Origin of the sequence: Pseudomonas sp. PGPPP1 (genome assembly GCF_002255865.1) — a bacterium.
GTDB lineage: Bacteria > Pseudomonadota > Gammaproteobacteria > Pseudomonadales > Pseudomonadaceae > Aquipseudomonas > Aquipseudomonas cremoris.
Genome location: NZ_NKIG01000002.1, coordinates 14075 through 33743 on the forward strand (window position 1 = coordinate 14075; position 19669 = coordinate 33743).

The 19669-nt window shown below is 61.3% G+C and carries 14 protein-coding genes; 8 read left to right on the plus strand and 6 right to left on the minus strand.

Annotation, left to right across the window (positions count from 1 at the left end; all coding sequences use genetic code 11):
* Positions 1–62: 62 nt before the first annotated feature.
* Positions 63–662 (plus strand): TetR/AcrR family transcriptional regulator, encoded by a 600-nt coding sequence (locus tag CFE47_RS04690; protein WP_286835715.1) that lies wholly within the window; start codon positions 63–65, stop codon positions 660–662.
* On the opposite strand, the gene CFE47_RS04695 is transcribed toward CFE47_RS04690, so the two are convergent.
* Positions 637–1320, minus strand: a complete 684-nt coding sequence (locus tag CFE47_RS04695; RefSeq protein WP_286835716.1) for a GNAT family N-acetyltransferase — start codon at positions 1318–1320, stop codon at positions 637–639. The genes CFE47_RS04690 and CFE47_RS04695 overlap by 26 nt on opposite strands.
* Before the next feature lie 21 nt (positions 1321–1341).
* Positions 1342–2250, minus strand: a complete 909-nt coding sequence (locus CFE47_RS04700; protein WP_286835717.1) for a LysR family transcriptional regulator — start codon at positions 2248–2250, stop codon at positions 1342–1344.
* A gap of 112 nt (positions 2251–2362) precedes the next feature.
* Here CFE47_RS04700 and CFE47_RS04705 point away from each other — a divergent pair, with 112 nt between their 5' ends.
* From CFE47_RS04705 to CFE47_RS04730, 6 genes are all read left to right on the plus strand, one after another.
* On the plus strand, positions 2363–3544 hold the full coding sequence (locus CFE47_RS04705) for an MFS transporter (protein ID WP_286835718.1): 1182 nt from the start codon (positions 2363–2365) through the stop codon (positions 3542–3544).
* 54 nt (positions 3545–3598) lie between these two features.
* Positions 3599–4309: a FadR/GntR family transcriptional regulator gene (locus tag CFE47_RS04710; RefSeq protein ID WP_286835719.1), complete on the plus strand. Its 711-nt coding sequence runs from the start codon at positions 3599–3601 to the stop codon at positions 4307–4309.
* A gap of 103 nt (positions 4310–4412) precedes the next feature.
* Complete coding sequence (lhgD, locus tag CFE47_RS04715) at positions 4413–5606, plus strand: L-2-hydroxyglutarate dehydrogenase (RefSeq protein WP_185709099.1); 1194 nt, start codon at positions 4413–4415, stop codon at positions 5604–5606.
* A 58-nt stretch (positions 5607–5664) separates the two neighbouring features.
* Entirely contained in the window at positions 5665–6990 is a 1326-nt protein-coding gene (locus CFE47_RS04720) for an MFS transporter (protein WP_286835720.1), read from the plus strand.
* A gap of 80 nt (positions 6991–7070) precedes the next feature.
* The gene (locus tag CFE47_RS04725; protein WP_185709097.1) at positions 7071–7922 is read left to right on the plus strand and encodes a CAP domain-containing protein; all 852 of its coding nucleotides are present in this window, start codon (positions 7071–7073) and stop codon (positions 7920–7922) included.
* Positions 7923–8075: 153 nt separating this feature from the next.
* Positions 8076–10259 (plus strand): GAF domain-containing hybrid sensor histidine kinase/response regulator, encoded by a 2184-nt coding sequence (locus CFE47_RS04730; RefSeq protein ID WP_286835721.1) that lies wholly within the window; start codon positions 8076–8078, stop codon positions 10257–10259.
* 3 nt (positions 10260–10262) lie between these two features.
* On the opposite strand, the gene CFE47_RS04735 is transcribed toward CFE47_RS04730, so the two are convergent.
* The 4 genes from CFE47_RS04735 to CFE47_RS04750 all read right to left on the minus strand — a co-directional run bounded on the left by CFE47_RS04735 (position 10263) and on the right by CFE47_RS04750 (position 19220).
* Positions 10263–11429: a GGDEF domain-containing protein gene (locus CFE47_RS04735; RefSeq protein WP_286835722.1), complete on the minus strand. Its 1167-nt coding sequence runs from the start codon at positions 11427–11429 to the stop codon at positions 10263–10265.
* A 51-nt stretch (positions 11430–11480) separates the two neighbouring features.
* Positions 11481–13718: a 1,4-alpha-glucan branching protein GlgB gene (gene glgB / locus CFE47_RS04740; protein WP_286835723.1), complete on the minus strand. Its 2238-nt coding sequence runs from the start codon at positions 13716–13718 to the stop codon at positions 11481–11483.
* A complete protein-coding gene (gene treS, locus CFE47_RS04745) occupies positions 13715–17077 on the minus strand; it encodes a maltose alpha-D-glucosyltransferase (RefSeq protein WP_286835724.1) in 3363 nt (1120 codons plus the stop codon). Before treS ends, glgB begins: the two co-directional genes overlap by 4 nt.
* Positions 17078–17225: 148 nt before the next feature.
* Complete coding sequence (locus tag CFE47_RS04750) at positions 17226–19220, minus strand: alpha-1,4-glucan--maltose-1-phosphate maltosyltransferase (RefSeq protein ID WP_286835725.1); 1995 nt, start codon at positions 19218–19220, stop codon at positions 17226–17228.
* A 204-nt stretch (positions 19221–19424) separates the two neighbouring features.
* Between CFE47_RS04750 and CFE47_RS04755 the strand changes: the two genes are divergently transcribed.
* A complete protein-coding gene (locus CFE47_RS04755) occupies positions 19425–19583 on the plus strand; it encodes a hypothetical protein (RefSeq protein ID WP_286835726.1) in 159 nt (52 codons plus the stop codon).
* Positions 19584–19669: the final 86 nt, after the last annotated feature.

The following is a 19669-nucleotide window of genomic DNA, read 5'->3' on the forward strand; positions in this document are numbered from 1 at the left end:
ACTCCATTTCGGTTTAGGCTGGGCTTAAGCTACCTTTGGTAAGTTACTTTTGGTATATAAGCATGTCAAGCAGTGAATCCCCTGCCCCACGTCGTCGCCTATCGCGTGAAGATCGTCTGCGACAATTGTTGGATGTGGCCTGGCAATTAGTGCGCGAGGAAGGCACCGAGGCCCTTTCCCTTGGCCGCCTGGCGGAACTGGCGGGCGTTACCAAGCCAGTGGTCTATGACCACTTCGTCACCCGCGCCGGGTTGTTGGCCGCGTTGTATGAAGATTTTGACGGGCGCCAAAACCAGGTGTTTACCGACGCCATCGAAGCCAGCAACGCCACCCTGGAAGACCGGGCCTGGGTGATTGCCTCGTCTTACGTCGATTGCGTGTTGCTGCAAGGGCGGGAGATTCCAGGGGTGATCGCCGCGCTGAGCAGTTCACCGGAACTGGAAACCCTCAAGCGCCAGTACGAGGCGATCTTCCTGGATAAGTGCCGTGACGTGCTGTCGCCATTTGGTCGAGTATCCCAGGCCGGATTAAGGGCGATGCTGGGCGCTGCGGAAGCCCTGTCTCATGCGGCAGCCAGCGGTGAGATCAGTCGCGAGGACGCGCAGCAGGAGTTGTTGGCGACGATCCTGGCGATGGTCAGCCGCGGGTGCGTTCCTGGATAAACACCTGCACCTTGCGGGTCAGTTGATCAAGATGACGGTCGCGCTGCTTCTCCGCATCCACCATCGCGCGTTTGCCGTGCTTTTGCAGCAGGTAGGTGTGAATCTGCCGCACTTCCAGCGAGCTATAGATCGACGCTACATCCAACACGCCCATCAGCCCGTCGGTGCCGTAGTCGCGGGTATTCATAAGCACCTGAGTGCCCCGCGCCGCGCGCACTTGAAAGCCCATCGCTTCAAAGGCCGCAACCTTCTCCACCGCACACGCCAATTCCGCGTGGGGATAGCGAGCGAGCACATCCTGCATCATGCCCCGCGCCACACCCTGGCGCCGATGGCCCGCCTGCACCGCCATAAACGCGATACCACATGCCTCAGGATCATCTTTTACCGGCAGGCACAGCACAAAACCGATGACCTTCTCGGGGTCCTGTGTCTCGGTCGCCACGATCAACTCGACGGCAATGCCTTTTGTACCGTTCAACGCTTCGAGGTACAGGTGCACCTCAAACCCGACGGCGTATTGGTAAATGTTGTACAGCAGGTTGCTCGGCGGCAGCGCGACGCTGCTGATGTCGGTGAGGTTGTCCACCACCATCTGCAGGACCTGCGCATTGATGGGCTCGGGGCACGGCGTGGTGTAGCGGGTAAGGCTGAACATGCAAATTCCTGGAGTTTCGCGTCAAGGCAGCGGCGATTGTACCTGTTGCGGCCCGCAGACCTCACGCAAACATCCGCGTAGCCAGCGATGGGCCAGGTCGGCGTCGAGCCGAGGGTGCCAGAGCATCGCCACCGTAAACGCGGGTAAGGTCAGCGGCAATGCAAAACTGTGCAGGCCTTCGCGTTGGTGAGCGGTGTAGCGTTCGGGCACGCTGGCGATCAGGTCGGTGTCACGGGACAATGCGATGGCGGTGGAGAAACCGGCGACGATGGTACTGATCTGCCGAGTCAGGCCTTGGGCTTCAAGGGCATCGTCGATCTGGCCCCGATCCTGGCCACGTCGGGATACGTACACGTGCTGGCCTTGCGCATACCGTTTGGCGCTGACTTCGCCTCGGCTGAGGGAATGGCCGGCGCGCACCACGCCAATCAAGCGGTCACGGAACAGAGCCTGGGTCAGCAACTCGGGGCTGGCGTCGGCATCGACAACGCCGGTGTCCAGGTCGACGCTGCCTTCGCGCAGCGGAGCGCTGTCCTTATCGGTTTTATTGACGAAACGCAGGCGCACACCGGGCGCATCCCGGGCAATTCGCGCGAGCAGCGCCGGGCCGAAGTTTTCGACGAATTCTTCGCTGGCGCGCAGGGTGAAAGTGCGTACGACCTGTGCCATATCCACGGTTAGGGTGGGCCTTAGCACCGCGTGAGCCTCTTGCACCAAACGGCTGACCTGTTCACGCAGTTCCATCGCCCGTGGCGTCGGCACCAAGCCACGGCCAGCGCGCACCAGCAGCGGGTCGCCGGTGGTCTCACGCAAGCGTGCCAGCGCCCGGCTCATGGCGGAAGGGCTCAGGCGCAGGCGCTGCGCGGCACGGGCGACGCTGCTTTCGGTGAGCAATACATCCAGGGTAATCAGCAAATTGAGATCGGGCATCGGCACTCCATAGCTGGCGTTTTACGCAGGTATTAACTGCAACTCATGCGTCTTCCGCCATGTTAGGCGACGCCGTAGATTTGTGACAGTTGCCTTCATCCTAGGAAGTCCCATGCCCTCCTCTTCACGTGGCGCACTTGTAAGCCTGTCGCTGTCCATGTCTCTCGCGTCCCTCGGAACCAGCATCGCCAACGTTGGCCTGCCCAGCCTGACGCAGGCGTTTGAAGTGTCATTTCACGCCGTGCAGTGGGTGGTGTTGGGGTATCTGCTGGCGATCACCGCGGTGATCGTGAGTGCCGGCCGCTTGGGCGACCGGCTGGGGCGGCGTCGCCTGTTGCTCGCCGGGTTGCTGCTATTCGCGGTGGCGTGTGGGTTATGCGGCTTCGCGCCCACGCTGGAATGGCTGGTGGGCGCACGCGTCCTGCAGGGTTTGGGGGCAGCCGTCATGATGGCCATGGCATTGGCGATGGTCGGCGACACAGTGAACAAGGCGCACACGGGCCGGGTGATGGGCTTGCTGGGTACGATGTCGGCCGTGGGCACCGCCATGGGCCCAAGTGTGGGCGGGGTGTTGCTGGGACTGTGGGGCTGGCGCGCGGTGTTTCTGGTGGGGGTGCCGCTGGGATTGCTCGCCGCCGTCCTCGCCTATCGATATTTGCCATCGGACCAGGCGCGCACGTCAATCTCCGGTGGCCTGGGTTTGCGGATGGCGTTACAGGATGCGCCCCTGCGCGCAGGCCTGGCGATGAGCGCCCTGATTGCCGCCGTGATCATGGCTACCTTTGTGGTCGGGCCGTTTTACCTGTCCCGAGGCCTGGGCCTGGATACGGCATCGATGGGCCTGGCCATGGCCGTCGGGCCATGCGTTGCGGCCGTCAGCGGCATACCGGCGGGCCGTCTCACCGACCGCTTCGGCAGCCAACGCATGACCTTCGCCGGGCTGGCCCTGCTGGCCTGCGGCGCACTGGCGCTGTCATTCGCCTCGGGGCTGTTCGCCTACCTGGGCGCGCTGGTGATTTTGACCTGCGGGTACAGCCTGTTCCAGGCAGCGAACAACACCGCTGTGATGAGTGAAGTCGACGCTTCACGCCGGGGCACCGTCTCGGGCCTGCTGAACCTGTCGCGAAACCTTGGCCTGATTATCGGCGCTTCGGCCCTCGGCGCGGTATTTGCCTGGGCCACCCCGGACGTGATCCACGCCAGCCCGCAATCAGTGGCCAACGGCCTGCACACGACCTTCGCGGTCGCCCTCGGATTGATCTTGCTGGCGGGCGTGATGCGACACAAAATTTGACAAGGCAAAATCGTAACGACTATTGTCTGACAACCTGATTACCAAGGCTGTCCCATGCTTGAGCTTCAACGCCCTGATTCGCTCGTCGTACGGGTTGTCAGTGCCCTCCGTGCAGAAATCGACTCCGGCCAATTGCCGCCGGAATCGCGCATGCCCACCGAACAGCAACTGGCCGAACAACTCAACGTCAGCCGCTCCGTGGTGCGTGAGGCAATTGCCCAGCTCAAGGCTGATGGCGTGATCACTGCGCGCCGGGGCTTGGGCTCGTTCATTTCGCAGACGCCCGCGGGCACTGTGTTCCGTTTTCCGCAAGCTGACGGGCGCAGCCCAGACCTGGCGCAGATGTTTGAAGTGCGCCTGTGGATCGAAACCCAAGCCGCCTCAATTGCCGCCCAGCGCCGTGATGAGGCCGACCTGCAACGCATGAAAAGCGCCCTGCAGGCCATGCACGATAACCGCGACAACTTCGAAGCCGCCGCCATCGCCGACGTGGAATTCCACCGCGCCATCGCCGACGCCAGCAAGAATGACTACTTCGTGGCGTTCCATGACTTTCTGCGCAGCCAACTGGCCAGCGCCCGCAAGACGGCCTGGGAAAACTCGGCATCGCGTTTTGCCACTGGCTCTGCCGATGCTACCCAGGAACATGAGTTGCTCTACCAGGCGATTGCCGACGGCGACGCTCAACGCGCCGCTGCCAGCGCCGAAGCACACTTGCGCGCGGCGGCCCGACGCTTAAGCCTGGAGCTGCCCGCCACCCGTTGATCCTTTAAGTAGCGTGTCCTGGACACGCCATTTTTTTAACAAAAACATTAGTCTGACAACCTGATAAGCAGACCGAAATGTGCAACTTGAGGCACCCCACGCAATGATTCACGATTTTTGCATTATCGGCGGCGGCATCGTCGGCCTGGCCACCGCAATGGAACTGCTCAAGCGCCAACCCGGCGCGTCCCTGGTGATCCTGGAAAAAGAATCGGTGCTGGCCAAGCACCAGACCGGCCACAACAGTGGCGTGATCCACGCCGGCATCTACTACGCACCTGGCAGCCTCAAGGCCGACCTGTGCAAGCGTGGCGCTGAGCAAACCAAGCAGTTCTGCACCGAACACGGGATCAAGTTCGAGGTGTGCGGCAAGCTGCTGGTAGCCTCCAGCCCGCTGGAAATGCAACGGATGGAAGCGCTGTACGCACGCTCCCAACTCAATGGCATGAAGGTCGAGCGTCTGGATGCCGACCAGTTGCGCCAGCGCGAACCGAATATCGTCGGCCTGGGCGGGCTGTTTCTCGACGCCACCGGCATCGTCGACTACCGCCAGGTGTGCGAAACCATGGCGCAGGTGATCCGCCGCAGTGGTGGGCAGATCTGCCTGGAACGCACGGTCACCGCGATCCACGAAGACACCGACAAAGTCACCGTCAGCACCCATGGTGAAACCTGGCAGGCGCGGCACCTGGTGGTCTGCGCGGGCTTGCAGTCGGATCGGCTGGCAACATTGGCCGGGATAAACATCGATCACCAGATCATCCCGTTCCGTGGCGAGTATTTCCGTCTGCCGGCGTCGAAAAACAACATCGTCAACCACCTGATCTATCCGATTCCCGACCCGGAGCTGCCGTTCCTTGGCGTGCACCTCACCCGCATGATCGACGGCAGCGTCACCGTCGGCCCGAACGCCGTGCTGGGTCTTGGCCGCGAGAACTACCGCAAGTTCTCGGTGAACTGGCGCGACGTAGCGCAGTACGCCAGCTTCCCCGGTTTCTGGAAAACCATCTGGCAAAACCTGGGCTCAGGCACCACCGAGATGAAGAACTCGCTGTTCAAGTCCGGCTACCTGGAGCAGTGCCGCAAGTACTGCCCATCGCTGACCCTCGACGACCTGCTGCCCTATGAAGCGGGCATCCGCGCCCAGGCAGTGATGCGCGACGGCAGCCTGGTGCACGACTTCCTGTTCGCCCAGACCTCGCGAATGCTCCATGTCTGCAACGCGCCCTCGCCGGCCGCCACTTCAGCCATGCCCATCGGCGCGATGATCGCCGACCGCCTGTTCCAGCCCGAGTAACACCCCGAAATACGCGTCCATTTGACAATAACTATAAAGACCCAGAAGGAAGTTCAGCATGTCGGCACCTGCCTCCATCCCGACCACCGAAACACCCGAACAAACCCGCAAGCGCCTGCGCAAGGTGGCCGCCGCCACCATTTTTGGCTCGATGCTGGAGTGGTACGACTTTTACCTGTACGCCACCATGGCAGCCATTGTGTTTTCGAAGATCTTCTTTGATAACAGCGACCCCAAGACCGCCACATTGATGGCCTTCTCTACCTTTGCCATCGGCTTCATCGCCCGTCCGTTCGGCGGTATCTTGTTTGGTTACCTGGGCGACAAGTTCGGCCGTAAACAAGTGCTGGTGCTGACCTTCTGCCTGATGGGCGTGTGCACCACGCTGATCGGCCTGATCCCGAGCTACGCCTCCATCGGCATCTGGGCGCCGATCGTGCTGGTGTTTATCCGCATCATCCAGGGCCTGGGCGCTGGCGCCGAGTTGTCCGGTGCGGCGGTGACCTCCTATGAACACGCCTCCCAGGGCAAGCGCGGCAGCCAGGGCGCCTGGCCGGCATTGGGCCTGAACCTGGGCCTGCTGCTGTCGTCGCTCACCGTGTACTTGCTGACCATCAACGGCAACGAGTTCCTGCTGGCCGGCGGCTGGCGTATCCCGTTCATCTGCAGCATCGTGCTGGTGGGCGTGGGGCTGTGGGTGCGCAACAGCATCCCGGAAACGCCGCAGTTCAACGAGCTGAGCAAGGAAGCGGCAAAAGCCAAGGCTTCACCACTGAAAGCGCTGTTCAAGAACGACCTGAAAGGCCTGGCCGTGGTGTTCTTCGTGGCCATTGGCTACAACGCCCTGAGCTACATCTTCAAGACCTTCTCCCTCGCCTACCTGACCCAGTTCAAGGGCGTGGATGTACACGTCACCTCGCTGTCGGTAACCATCGCCAGCCTGATTGCCATCGTCGCCGTGCCGTGCTTTGGCTGGCTGTGCGACAAGTGGAGCAGCAAGACCGTGCTGATGCTCGGCGGCGTGTGTTCGCTGCTGTTCGCCTACCCGTTCCTGGCCCTGCTGAATACGGGTGAAAGCCTGATGATCTACATCGCCATCGGCGTGGGTACTGGCATCCTCGCACCGATGATGTTCGCACCGCAGGGCTCGTTCCTTAGCCGTCAGTTCCCCACCCAAACCCGCTCTTCGGGCTTCGGCACCGGGCGTGAAATCGGCACCGCCATCGCCGGTGGCCTGGCACCACTGGGTGCACTGTCGATGGTGGCGGCGTCGGCCACTCACTCCACCGATGGTGTAGTGATCATCCTCGGCATTTCGGCACTGCTGGTGGTGGTGTTCGCCTTGTGCGACCAGGGCCGTAAACACTCGACCTTCAAGAACTGAGAAAAAAGTTCGGACCAACGGGTGCATGGACGCACCTACATCGCGCATCATGGGCACTTTCAAGCTCAAGGGTAACGTCCATGCGCGTGCTGTCATTGATGATGAGCCTGACGACGCTGGCCGCCACTACGGTGTTCTGCGCCAGCGCGATGGCGAATGAAGAAAGTCAGTTGGTACAACAGATCAACGAATACCGCAGCCAGGTGCAACGCTGCGGTAACCAGGGCTCCCAGGAGCTGCCACCGCTGGCCAGCGATACACGCCTGGTGCTGCCGGCCAACAATGTCGGCGACCTGCAACAGGCACTGGCCCGTGCCGCGTACCCAATGGTCAACGTACAGGCCATCAGCCTGTCGGGGCCCAAGGATGCGCAAGCGGCCATGAAGGCTGTGCGCGAGAGTTTCTGCCGCGTGGTGCTGGACCCGCAGTTTGTCGATATCGGCGTGAGCAACAGCGGCCAGGACTGGCGCATCGTGCTCGCCCGCCCTCTGCTCACCAGCGGGCTGGGTGACTGGCAAACCGAAGGCAAACAACTGCTCAGCCTGATCAACGCCGCCCGTGAACAGCCGCGTCAGTGTGGTACGCAGGCGTTTACCGCCACCACCCCATTGTCGTGGAACGAAGATCTCGCGGGCGCCGCCAACAGCCACACGCGCAACATGGCCAATGGCAACTTTTTCGACCACCTCGACCACGACGGCCGTACTCCCGGCGACCGCGCCGAACTGGCCGGTTATATCGCGAAGAACATCGGCGAAAACATCGCTGCCGGCCTGGATACCCCACGCAAGGTCGTCGACGGTTGGCTCGCCAGCCCCGGCCACTGCGCCAACCTCATGAACCCGCAATTTCGTGAGCTGGGTGCGGCATATGCCATGGACCCGAAAAGCGATGCGGGGATTTATTGGACAGGGGTTTTCGGCGCGCAATAGCCAGTGTCCGAATCGCCTCATCGAAGGGGGGAGCATCAAAGTGCCATCTCATGGATAATTGCGCTGAACTGGCAGCGACCCCTCGGGTCTGTAGCTTGATAGCCTGATCTTTCAGGCAGCTTAAAAGATGGCGGCAAACAAGGTGTTCTCCCAATGATGAATTGGCTGCAAAGCAGCAGCGACATGGCTGAGCGTGTTCGCCAGCATGATTGGGCCAGCACGCCCCTGGGGCCGCTGGAACAATGGCCGGACGTACTCAAGACCACCGTGGCGCTGTGCTTTGCCTCAAGCTTTCCCCAATCCATCGTTTGGGGGCCGCAACTGACCATGCTCTACAACGACGCGTTCATTCCGATCCTGGGGGATAAACCCTATGCATTGGGGCGCCCGTTCAGCGAGGTATGGCATGAAGTCTGGGATAAGGTCAGCCCGATCGCCAAGGCCGCATTCGAAGGGCATGCCACCTATATCGAGAACTTCCCACTGGTGATCGAGCGCGGCGCCGGTCCCGAGCAAGCGTATTTCACCTTTTGCTACAGCCCGATCCGCGACCCCCTGGGCAAGGTCGTGGGCATGCTGGATACCGTCACCGAAACCACCGCCACCGTGTTTCTCGCCCGCCGACTGGCGGTGCTCGACGCGGTCGGCAGCGCCGTGGCCAATGCCGCCGACGCCGAAGCCATCATGACCACCACCACGCGCCTGCTGGCCGAGCACCTACAGGTGTCGAACTGCGCCTACGCCGACATGGACGCCGATGAAGACGGCTTTACCATTCGCGGCAACTGGGCCGCGCCAGGTTCGCCGAGCATTGTCGGGCACTACAGCCTTGCGTCATTCGGAACGCTGGCGGTACAGCGCCTGAATGCCGGGGAACCCGTGGTGGTGCAGGACAACCGCATTGAGTTCTCTCCTGAGGTTGCCGCCAGTTACCAGGCGTTGGGGGCCCTGGCCACCGTGTGCTTCCCGCTGATCAAGGACGGTCGCCTCACCGCGCTGATGGCCGTGCATCACAAGACTGCGCGGGTCTGGTCGCCATACGACCTGGCGTTGGTCAAAGAGGTCACCGAGCGTTCCTGGGCGCATATCGAGCGCGTGCGCGCCGACGCCGCTGTACGCGAAGGCCTGGCAGCGTTTACCGAGCTCAACGCAACCCTGGAACAACGGGTGGAAGAACGCACTGCCGCCCTCACCCAGGCCGAAGCGGCGTTGCGCCAGTCGCAAAAGCTGGAAGCCATCGGCCAGTTGACCGGTGGAGTCGCCCATGACTTCAACAACCTGCTGACCATCATCCGCTCATCCGTAGACTTCCTGCGCCAACCGGGGCTGTCCGAAGAACGTCGCCAACGCTACATGGGCGCGGTCTCCGACACTGTCGAACGCGCCAGCAAGCTCACCAGCCAATTGCTCGCCTTCGCCCGTCGCCAACCGCTCAACCCGCAAGTCTTCGACGTGGGCGTGCGCGTGCGCAACATCGGCGAGATGCTCGAGAGCCTGACCGGCGCACGTATCCACGTACAGTTGCAATTGCCTGAACACCCTAGCCATGTACGCGTCGACTCAAGCCAGTTCGAAACCGCGCTGATCAATATCGCCCTGAATGCACGTGACGCGATGGAAGGCCAAGGCACCTTGACCTTGCGCGTCGCTAACGTCGACAGCGTGCCGCGCATCCGTGGCGATGCCGAGATCCGTCAGCCGTTTGTGGCCATTTCCCTGACCGATACCGGTGGCGGAATTCCCGGCAATGCTTTCGAGCGTATTTTCGAACCTTTCTTCACCACCAAGGCTGTCGGCAAAGGCACCGGGCTGGGGCTGTCCCAGGTGTTCGGGTTTGCCAAGCAGTCCGGCGGCAACGTCGATGTGGCCAGCACCGTGGGCCAAGGGACAGTGTTTACCCTGTACCTGCCGCAAGTGGCGCCGGAGGCTGCGCAGCAGCTACCGCAGGAGGATCATGCCCCGCTTCGGGACACGGCGCTGCGCCATATCCTCATCGTGGAAGACAACCTGGAAGTGGGCCGCTTTGCCAACCAGATCCTGCAGGACCTGGGCTACCAGACGACCTGGGCGACCGATGCCGAACAGGCTCTGGCGCTGGCTGGCCCTGAGGCACAAGCCTTCGATGGGATTTTTTCGGATGTGGTAATGCCGGGGATCACCGGCGTGGCCATGGCCAAGCTGTTGCGCGAGCGGCGTCCGGACCTGCCGGTGGTGCTGACCTCCGGCTACAGCGAAGAGTTGGCCGACAGCGGCTATGAAGGGTTTGAATTCCTCGCCAAGCCCTACTCCGCCGACCAGGTCGCGCGGGCGCTGGCCAAGGCCATGCAGAGGAACTGAAACCTACTCCGCCACTGCGACCTGGTTGCGCCCTTGCGCTTTGGCGCGGTACAGCGCCTTGTCGGCGGTGTTCATCAGGCCGTGCAGGTCTTGCTCCCATGCACGGGTGGACGCCACGCCAAGGCTGGCAGTCAGGCCCTGCACCGGCTCGGAGGACAGACCGGAAATCGCCTTGACCAGTTGCTCGGCGATATCCCGCGCGGTTTCCAGCGACGTGTTAGGCAGTAATACCGCAAATTCCTCGCCGCCCAGGCGCCCATATACATCGGCCTGACGGAACGAGGCGCTGATCACCCCGCCGATCTGACGCAGCACCTGGTCGCCGGCCTGGTGGCCGTAGGTGTCGTTGATTTCCTTGAAGTGGTCCATGTCCATCATCAGCGCACACAGCGGCTGCTGGTTATGGCGGCACTGGGCGTACAACACCTGGGCATGTTCGAAGAACGCGCGGCGGTTCATCAGGCCGGTGAGTTCATCGGTCTGTGCTGCGCGGGTAGAAATAGTGTGGGCACGTTCCATTTGCCGAGTCAGGCGAAACGCTTTTTCCAGGGCATCGGACAGTTTGCGCGTGGCGCTGGCCACAAACGTGGAAAACACCAGTACCGCGATGGCCACTCCCACTTGCATCGACGATGGCTGGAACAGCAGCCACAGTGTGCACGGCAGCAGCACCAGGCCCATGGACCCCAGCGTCAGGTAGCGGTATGCCGAATAACAGGACACCGCACTCACTGACATGCCCACGGTAAACAGCATGACCAGCGCCTGGGACAACCGATCGTCGGTGGGCATCACCGCCAAGGCGCCAAACCCCCAGATTCCCGCCGACAGCATCAACGTCACCGCATAGCGGCGCTCCCAGCGGTCGGGCGTGCGCTCGCTGGGCGGGCAACGGAACCACTCCATGAACATCTTCAGCCGCAACAGCGAAGAGACCGCCAGCAGCGCCAACCACACCAGGATCACCTGATGGTCAAAGCGATCCCAGCACAGCCAGCACAGCATGACGGCGCCTAGGTAGCTGCCGAAAATCGCGGCAAATGACTGTCGAAATAACTGGTGCAACCGGTCGGTTCGCACCTGCTCCTCAATAACGCAATCCTGGTCCTGCTCACGCCCAAGGCCATTCATGAAAACCGCCTGATTCGACTGCCACGACAAAGGTGCCATTGTGGCACCCTGCCAGTAGCGCGGACAACAGAATCCAGCACGGTAGAGCCCTTAAAGCGCTTCCGGCCGCAGAATCAATACGCCAAGCGGCGGCAGATTCAACGACAGCGACACCGGTTGCCCATGGCGCGGCTCATCCTGGGTGAACACTTCCCCCCCATTTCCGTAGTTGGAGCCAGCATATGTGTCGGCATCGCTGTTGATGACCTCGTTCCAGCGGCCTGCAAAGGGGACGCCCACCGAATAGGCCGCACGCGGGACCGGTGTGAAGTTGGCCACCACCAGCACCGGCTTGCCGTCCTTGCTCCAACGCAGCCAGGCGTAGACGCTGTTGATCGCATCGTCGCCGATCAACCACTGAAAGCCCTGCGGCGCATCGTCCTGTTCATGCAGGGCCGGTTCCTCGCGGTACAGGCGGTTCAAGTCGCCGACCAGCTTCTGGACGCCCTTGTGTTCGGCGTATTGCAGCAGGTACCAGTCCAGTTGCTGGTCGTGGTTCCACTCGCGCCATTGGCCGAATTCGCAGCCCATGAACAGCAGTTTCTTACCGGGGTGCATCCACATGAACGCCAGGTAGGCCCGCAGGTTGGCAAACTTCTGCCAGCGATCGCCGGGCATCTTGTCGATCAGCGAGTGCTTGCCGTGCACCACTTCATCGTGGGAGATCGGCAGGATAAAGCGCTCGGACCACGCATACACCAGGCCGAAACTCAGCTCGTTATGGTGATGGGCGCGGTACACCGGGTCTTGCTGGATGTAATGCAGCGAATCGTGCATCCAGCCCATGTTCCATTTGTAGTTGAAGCCCAGGCCACCCTGCTGGGTCGGCTGGCTCACACCTGGCCAGGCGGTGGATTCCTCGGCGATGACCAATGCGCCCGGCGCCTCCTGGGCGACCACATCGTTCAAATGGCGCAAAAAATCGATGGCTTCCAGGTTCTCACGGCCGCCATGGCGGTTGGGTACCCATTCTCCTGCCTTGCGCGAATAGTCGCGGTAGAGCATCGACGCCACGGCATCCACCCGCAGGCCGTCGACATGGAAGTGTTTCAGCCAGTGCAGTGCCGAAGCCAGCATAAAACCATGCACTTCGGTGCGGCCCAGGTTGTAGATCAGCGTGTCCCAGTCCTGATGAAAGCCTTCAAGCGGGTTGGCGTATTCGTACAACGCCGTGCCATCGAACTGCGCCAGGCCGTGGGTATCGGTAGGAAAATGCGCCGGTACCCAGTCAAGGATCACGCCGATATCGGCCTGATGCAGGGCGTTGACGAAGTAAGCGAAATCTTCCGGCGAGCCAAACCGCGCAGTGGGGGCGAATTGGGACAGTGCCTGGTAACCCCAGGAGCCGCCGAACGGGTGTTCCATGATCGGCATCAGCTCGATATGGGTGAAGCCCAATTGCTGAACATACGGAATCAAGCGTTCGGCCAGCTCTCGCCAGTTGTACTGGCGGGCCACTTCACCCGCCTCGTCCAGCTCGGCCTGCCAGGAACCGACGTGCAGTTCGTAGATTGACAGCGGCGCTGAAGTTTTTTGCTTCTCGGCGCGCGACTGCATCCATTCGTGGTCCTGCCAGTCCACCTGCAACGGCGCAGCGACTTTGGACGCGGTGTCGGGTGGCAGTTGAGTGGCCAGTGCCACGGGGTCGGCCTTGAGCGGCAGAATGCCGTTGGCACCAAGAATCTCGTACTTGTAGGCCGCGCCCGGTTGCAGGCGCGGGATAAAGATCTCCCATACGCCAGACGGATGCCGCAGGCGCATTGGATGACGACGTCCGTCCCAAATATTGAAGTCACCGACCACCGACACGCGTCGCGCATTCGGCGCCCACACGGCAAAGCGCACGCCTTGCACACCGTCGACGCTGGTCACCTGAGCGCCCAGGCAACTGCTGAGGTCACGGTGATTGCCTTCGGCAAACAGGTACAGGTCCATTTCACCCAGCAATAACTGGCTAAAACTGTAGGGGTCTTCAGTGATCTGCTCACCACCGGCCCACTGAATCTTGAGCAAGTACGGCTGGCGATGGTTGAAGTGCCCCACAAACAAACCCGGCACCTGGGTCGCATCCAGGCTGCCGATCTGTTCACCGTTATCGCGCGCCAACACCTGGACGCTCAAGGCCTCCGGCAAAAACGCGCGGATAAACTGGCCGCCGTGCTCATCCTCATGCGGCCCCAGGATCGAGAACGGGTCTTGGTGTTCGGCGCGTACCAGCGCCTCGACGTCCTTGGACGCCGGCAGTGCAGTCAACTTCGGTTGCAGCGGTTCTTTATGTGTAAAGCTCATGACGTCTCCCCACCGCGTGCAGTTTTCGAATTAGGTGCTTTCGTTGTCAGTGCAATCCCGCTAAGCAACCCGTGCAACCCTTGCAGGGGCACCGGCAGCCACGTCGGGCGGTTTTCCGCTTCGTAAGCCACTTCATACGCGGCCTTTTCCAGGCTGAACAACGTCAGCGCTGCGTCCTGGCCGTGGGCTTCCTGCCAGTCATGCGCCAGTGTAGACGTAGCTGCCTGATAAGCCTGGATAAATGCCTGGCGTGCTTCCTTCAAGTAACGATCGGTCACGCGTTTACGCGCCAAGTCCGCTTCGGGCGAGTGATCCACTCCCTGCCCATTCAGCGCCATGGCTGCCGCGTAATCAAAGGAGCGCAGCACGCCGCTCACATCTTTATACGGGCTGTGCTTGCCGCGTCGTTCATGCAGCGGGCGGGCCGGCTCGCCTTCAAAGTCGATCAGGTAGGCATCGCCCTTCACCACCAGCACCTGGCCCAGGTGCAAGTCCCCATGCACCCGAATACGCAGCCCGCCCGCCGTGGCTTTCGCCAAGGTTTGTACGTGACTGGCAATGGCTTTTTTCTGTGCCAGCAAATCACTGACCAGCGCCTGATCGGCAGGGTTCAACTGATGTTGATGAAGTTTGAGCAATTGCAGGGCGCGGTCGATCTGTGCGCCCACGTCCTTGGCCCAGGTTTGCGTGTCCTTGACGCTGGTGACTTCGGGCTTGAAGTCTTTATCGGTGGTTTTCGCGCCCAGTACCCCGTGCATTTCGCCCAACCGTTGCCCCAACAGGCCGGCAAAGTCTTTCAATTCACCCAGGGCGTTGTAGTGCTGCTCCTGCTCGGACATGGCCTCGGCCAGCTCATCACGAATCGCCCGTTCCAGGCTGTTTTGCGTCCAGGCCCAGGCATCGCCCTGATTGCTGAGGTAACCCTGGGCAATCATCAGCAGGTTGTCTTGCCCTGCCCCATCGCGGCGAATCACCGAACCCAGCAGCGGCGAGATATTGGGGTAGCCGGCAGCGGTCAGGTAGGCGCTCATTTCCAGTTCCGGGTGCACGCCGGACGCGACTTTGCGGATCAGCTTGAGCACCAGGCTTTCCCCCACCACCACCGAGCTGTTGGACTGCTCAGCCGACAGGTAGCGCACTTCCGATTCGTCGGTCAGCTGCAGTTTGGCCAAGTGCGGCGTGGCCTCAAAACGCAGATCGCCCTCACTGGCGTTCAACACCGTGCCTGCCTGCAAGCCGTGGATCACCGCCCGAATAAAGTGTTCAAGGCTGAATGCGTCGGTGACCAACCCCACCTGGCGCGCGCGGCGCACCCGAGCCAGCGCCAACTGCTGGGGCAACGCGCTGGTGAACTGGTCTTCGCCGAGGAAACCGAACGGCAACTGGTAACGGCTGACTTGGCCGCCGCTGGTCACGTCGATCTCACTGAGCAATACCGGGTGCTGCGGGTCGCCGAAACGCACACCGTAGGCGATATGCACGCTGTCGATGGCCGTATCCTTGCCCGCGAACCAACGCCGTTTCGGCAGCCAGGCCGGCAGTGAGGTCTGTTCTAGCGTAGCGCGGCACGGCGGCTCCAGCAGCTCTTCCATGCGCTGTTTCAGCACCAGGGTGGTGAAGTCCGGCATGCTCTGCGCGGGCTCCACATGCCAGCTGGGCATCTGGTTTTCCGCCGCCAGCACGAACCAATAGAAGCCATACGGCGCGAGGGTCAGCAGGAAATTCAGCTGGCCAATCGGCGGGAACGCATTACCGCCGAGCATTTCCACCGGAACCATGCCGGCAAACGCCGAAAGGTCCAGTTCGGCGGCCTGAGCGCTGCGAGAGACGTTGGCCACGCACAAGATGATTTCCGTACGCCCATCCTCACCGGTGAACTCTCGGGTATACGCGAGGATGCGGCGGTTGCTGGGCGAGAGCATCTTCAAGCTGCCCCGGCCAAACGCCTTGGACTGCTTGCGCACGGCCAACATCCGCCGGGTCCAGTTCAGCAGCGAATGCGGGTCCTGGGTCTGGGTTTCGACATTGACCGACTGGTAGCCATATTGCGGGTCCATGATCGGCGGCAGCACCAGGCTCGCCGGGTCGGCGCGGGAGAAACCGCCGTTGCGGTCGATGGACCACTGCATCGGCGTGCGCACGCCGTCGCGGTCGCCCAGGTAGATGTTGTCGCCCATGCCGATTTCATCGCCGTAATACAGGGTCGGCGTGCCGGGCATCGACAACAGTAGGCTGTTGAGCAACTCCACACGCCGGCGATCACGCTCCATCAGCGGTGCAAGACGGCGGCGAATCCCCAGGTTGATCCGCGCACGGCGGTCGGCAGCGTAGTAATTCCACAGGTAGTCGCGCTCTTTGTCGGTGACCATCTCCAACGTCAGTTCATCGTGGTTGCGCAGGAAGATCGCCCATTGGCAATTGGCGGGAATCTCCGGGGTCTGGCGCAGAATGTCAGTGATGGGGAAGCGATCTTCCTGGGCCAGCGCCATGTACATGCGCGGCATCAGCGGAAAATGGAAGGCCATATGACATTCGTCGCCGTCATCGCCTTTTTTGTCGCCGAAGTACAACTGAGTGTCTTCAGGCCACTGGTTGGCTTCGGCCAGCAGCATGCGGTCCGGATAATGCGCGTCGATCTCGGCGCGGATCTGTTTCAGCACAGCGTGGGTTTCAGGCAAGTTTTCATTGTTGGTGCCGTCGCGCTCGATCAGGTAGGGGATGGCGTCCAGGCGCAGACCGTCAATGCCCATGTCCAGCCAATAGCGCATCACCGACAGCACGGCTTTCATGACTTGCGGGTTGTCGAAATTCAGGTCCGGCTGGTGGGAATAGAAACGGTGCCAGAAGTACTGGCCGGCGACCGGGTCCCAGGTCCAGTTGGATTTTTCGGTGTCAAGAAAGATGATGCGGGTGCCGTCGTACTTTTGGTCGTCATCGGACCACACATAAAAATCCCGCGCTGCCGAACCGGGCTTGGCCTTGCGCGCCCGCTGGAACCACGGGTGCTGGTCGGAGGTGTGGTTGATCACCAGCTCCGTAATCACCCGCAACCCGCGTTTGTGAGCCTCGGCGATAAAGCGCTTGGCGTCGGCCATCGTGCCGTAATCACTGTGCACACCTCGGTATTCGGCAATGTCATAGCCGTCGTCGCGACGTGGTGAGGGATAGAACGGCAGCAGCCAGATGGTGTTCACGCCCAGGTCAGCAATGTAATCAAGCTTGGCGATAAGGCCGGGAAAGTCGCCGATGCCGTCGTTGTTGGAGTCGAAATAGGATTTGACGTGAACCTGATAGATCACCGCGTCCTTGTACCAGAGCGGGTCTTTGATGAAGGTGGCTGGAGTGGGTTTCTTCGCCATTGGAAACTCCTGGAATACGTGAACTTCTGCCTGAAGAAACTCGGTCAATGTGGGAGCTGGCTTGCCTGCGATAGCGGTGTATCAGCGCCAAAAACATCGGCTGACTTACCGCTATCGCAGGCAAGCCAGCTCCCACAAGGGCTCTGCGTCAGGTTTGGGAATGGGTGATGCGCCAAATACCAAAGGGCGTATGTGGCTCCAGCCGCATCCACTGGGTCTTGCCATACCAGGTCCAGCGATGGCCATTCATCAGGTCTTCACCCTGGGTCTGGGCATCGTCCGGCAGGCCCAATTCCCACAATGGCAACTCAAAATTCGCTTCCTGAGCGTTGTAGGGGTCGAGGTTCACTGCAACAAGGATGAAGTTGCTGCCATCGTCACTGCGCTTGCCGAAGTACAGGATGTTGTCGTTCCAGGCGTTGTAGAGTTTCAGGCCCAAGTGCGTCTGCAACGCCGGGTTTTGCCGGCGGATGCGGTTGAGCTGGGCGATTTCAGCAATGATGTTGCCCGGCGCAGTGAAGTCGCGAACGCGGATCTGATACTTCTCCGAATCCAGGTATTCCTCTTTGCCGGGCACGGGCGCGGCTTCGCACAGCTCATAGCCCGAATACATGCCCCACAGCCCCGACCCCATAGTGGCCAGCGCCGCGCGAATCAAGAAGCCCGGGCGTCCTGACTCGTGCAGGAAGCCTGGGTTGATATCTGGCGTATTGACGAAGAAGTTCGGGCGGAAGCACTCGCGCAACGGCGATTCATTCAGTTGGGTGAAATACTCACTCAGTTCGGCCTTGGTGTTGCGCCAAGTGAAATAGGTGTAGCTCTGGGAGTAACCGACCTTGCCCAGCCGCGCCATCATGGCCGGGGTGGTAAAGGCTTCAGCGAGGAAGATCACCTCCGGGTGTTTGGCGCGAACATCGCTGATCAGCCATTGCCAGAACGGCAGCGGCTTGGTGTGGGGATTGTCGACACGAAAAGTCTTCACGCCCTCTTCCACCCAACCGACCACAATGTCGCGCAACTCGGTCCACAGGCTGGGAATCGCGTCGGCCGCATAGAAGTCGACGTTGACGATGTCCTGATACTTTTTCGGCGGGTTTTCCGCGTATTTGATCGTGCCGTCCGGGCGCCAGTTGAACCAACCGGGGTGTTGCTTGAGCCACGGGTGGTCCTGTGAGCACTGGATGGCAAAATCCAACGCGATTTCCAGGCCGTGGTCAGCGGCGGCCTGCACCAACCGGCGGAAATCATCGCGGCTGCCCAGTTGTGGGTGAATCGCTTCGTGGCCGCCCTCCTCGCTGCCAATGGCATAGGGGCTGCCCGGATCATCCGGACCAGCAGTGAGGGAGTTATTCGGGCCTTTGCGGTGGCTGCGCCCAATGGGGTGGATCGGCGGGAAGTACAGTACGTCGAAGCCCATGTCATGGATCATCGACAGGCGCGAGTGCACGTCGTTAAACGTGCCGTGGCGAGCCGGATCGTCGGTGATCGAGCGCGGAAACAGCTCATACCAGCTGGCAAACAGCGCCGCCGTCCGCTCCACATCGATCGGGTACACGGTGCTGATGCTCAAGTAGGCGCGGTGATCGGCCTGGGTCATCAGGTGTGCACTGTCTTCGTGCAGGAACAACGCAACTTGCTCGGTTTCTAGCAGGCCGGAGAGTTCGTGATGCAACAGCATCAGGCGGTCACGCAGTTCATTGTCACTGCGCTCGGCGGCCTGTAGCACGAGGCTGCGGCCTTCCTGCAATTCGAGGCTCACCGGCACGCCGGCCTCGTGTTTCTTGCGCAGTTCGTAGCAGAAACTGGCGAACGTATCGATCCAGGCTTCGATGCAATATTCATGAGGGCCAATGGCCTCGACGGTAAACGCGCCCTCCCAACCGTTGTTGCCCACATCGGTCATCACCACGCTGTGCCAGCTTTCGTCGGCCAACGGACGCCAGCGGATCAGCACGGCGAGCTTGTCGTGGCCGTCGGCGAACACTTTGCTGGTGACAGTAATACGCTGGCCAACCACGGCCTTTACGGCGAATTCGCCGCCGTCGATCACGGGCGTGGTGCTTTCAATGGCGATCCTGGGCAGCAACAACGCCTGGGACAGCGGCAATAACGATTGATCTGGAGTCAGTGTTTCAGCAGTCATCGAGCATCTTCCCCTTACGCCCTGTGGACGCTCTTTGCTTGATCCGAATTCTGATACGGCGCCGCTCTCCCTGAGCAGGGCCGTAATAGGTCCGAGCCCAGGCCCCGGTTAAAAGTTCAGGTGGATGTGCCGCCATTGGGCGGGGAATCAATTCGCCTCGGCGGCTGTCCACCGATAGAGCAAAGCACAAAGGAGGCCACACCGATGAATATCCCGATCCCGGCTGAAACCCCGGACCCAAATATCGACAATCCGGCCTTGCCGCCCAGTGAACCGGAGCCGATTCCAGAGAAAGAACCGCCGGAAAACCTGCCGCCACCGGTCGAGGAACCCCCAACGACCATGCCTCCGGTGATCGTCTGAACGAAGCTTTAATGCGCGGGCGCACGGGCAGTGAATTATAAGAACCACTGCCCTCACGCGACGCCCAATAACCGAAGCTTCCTACC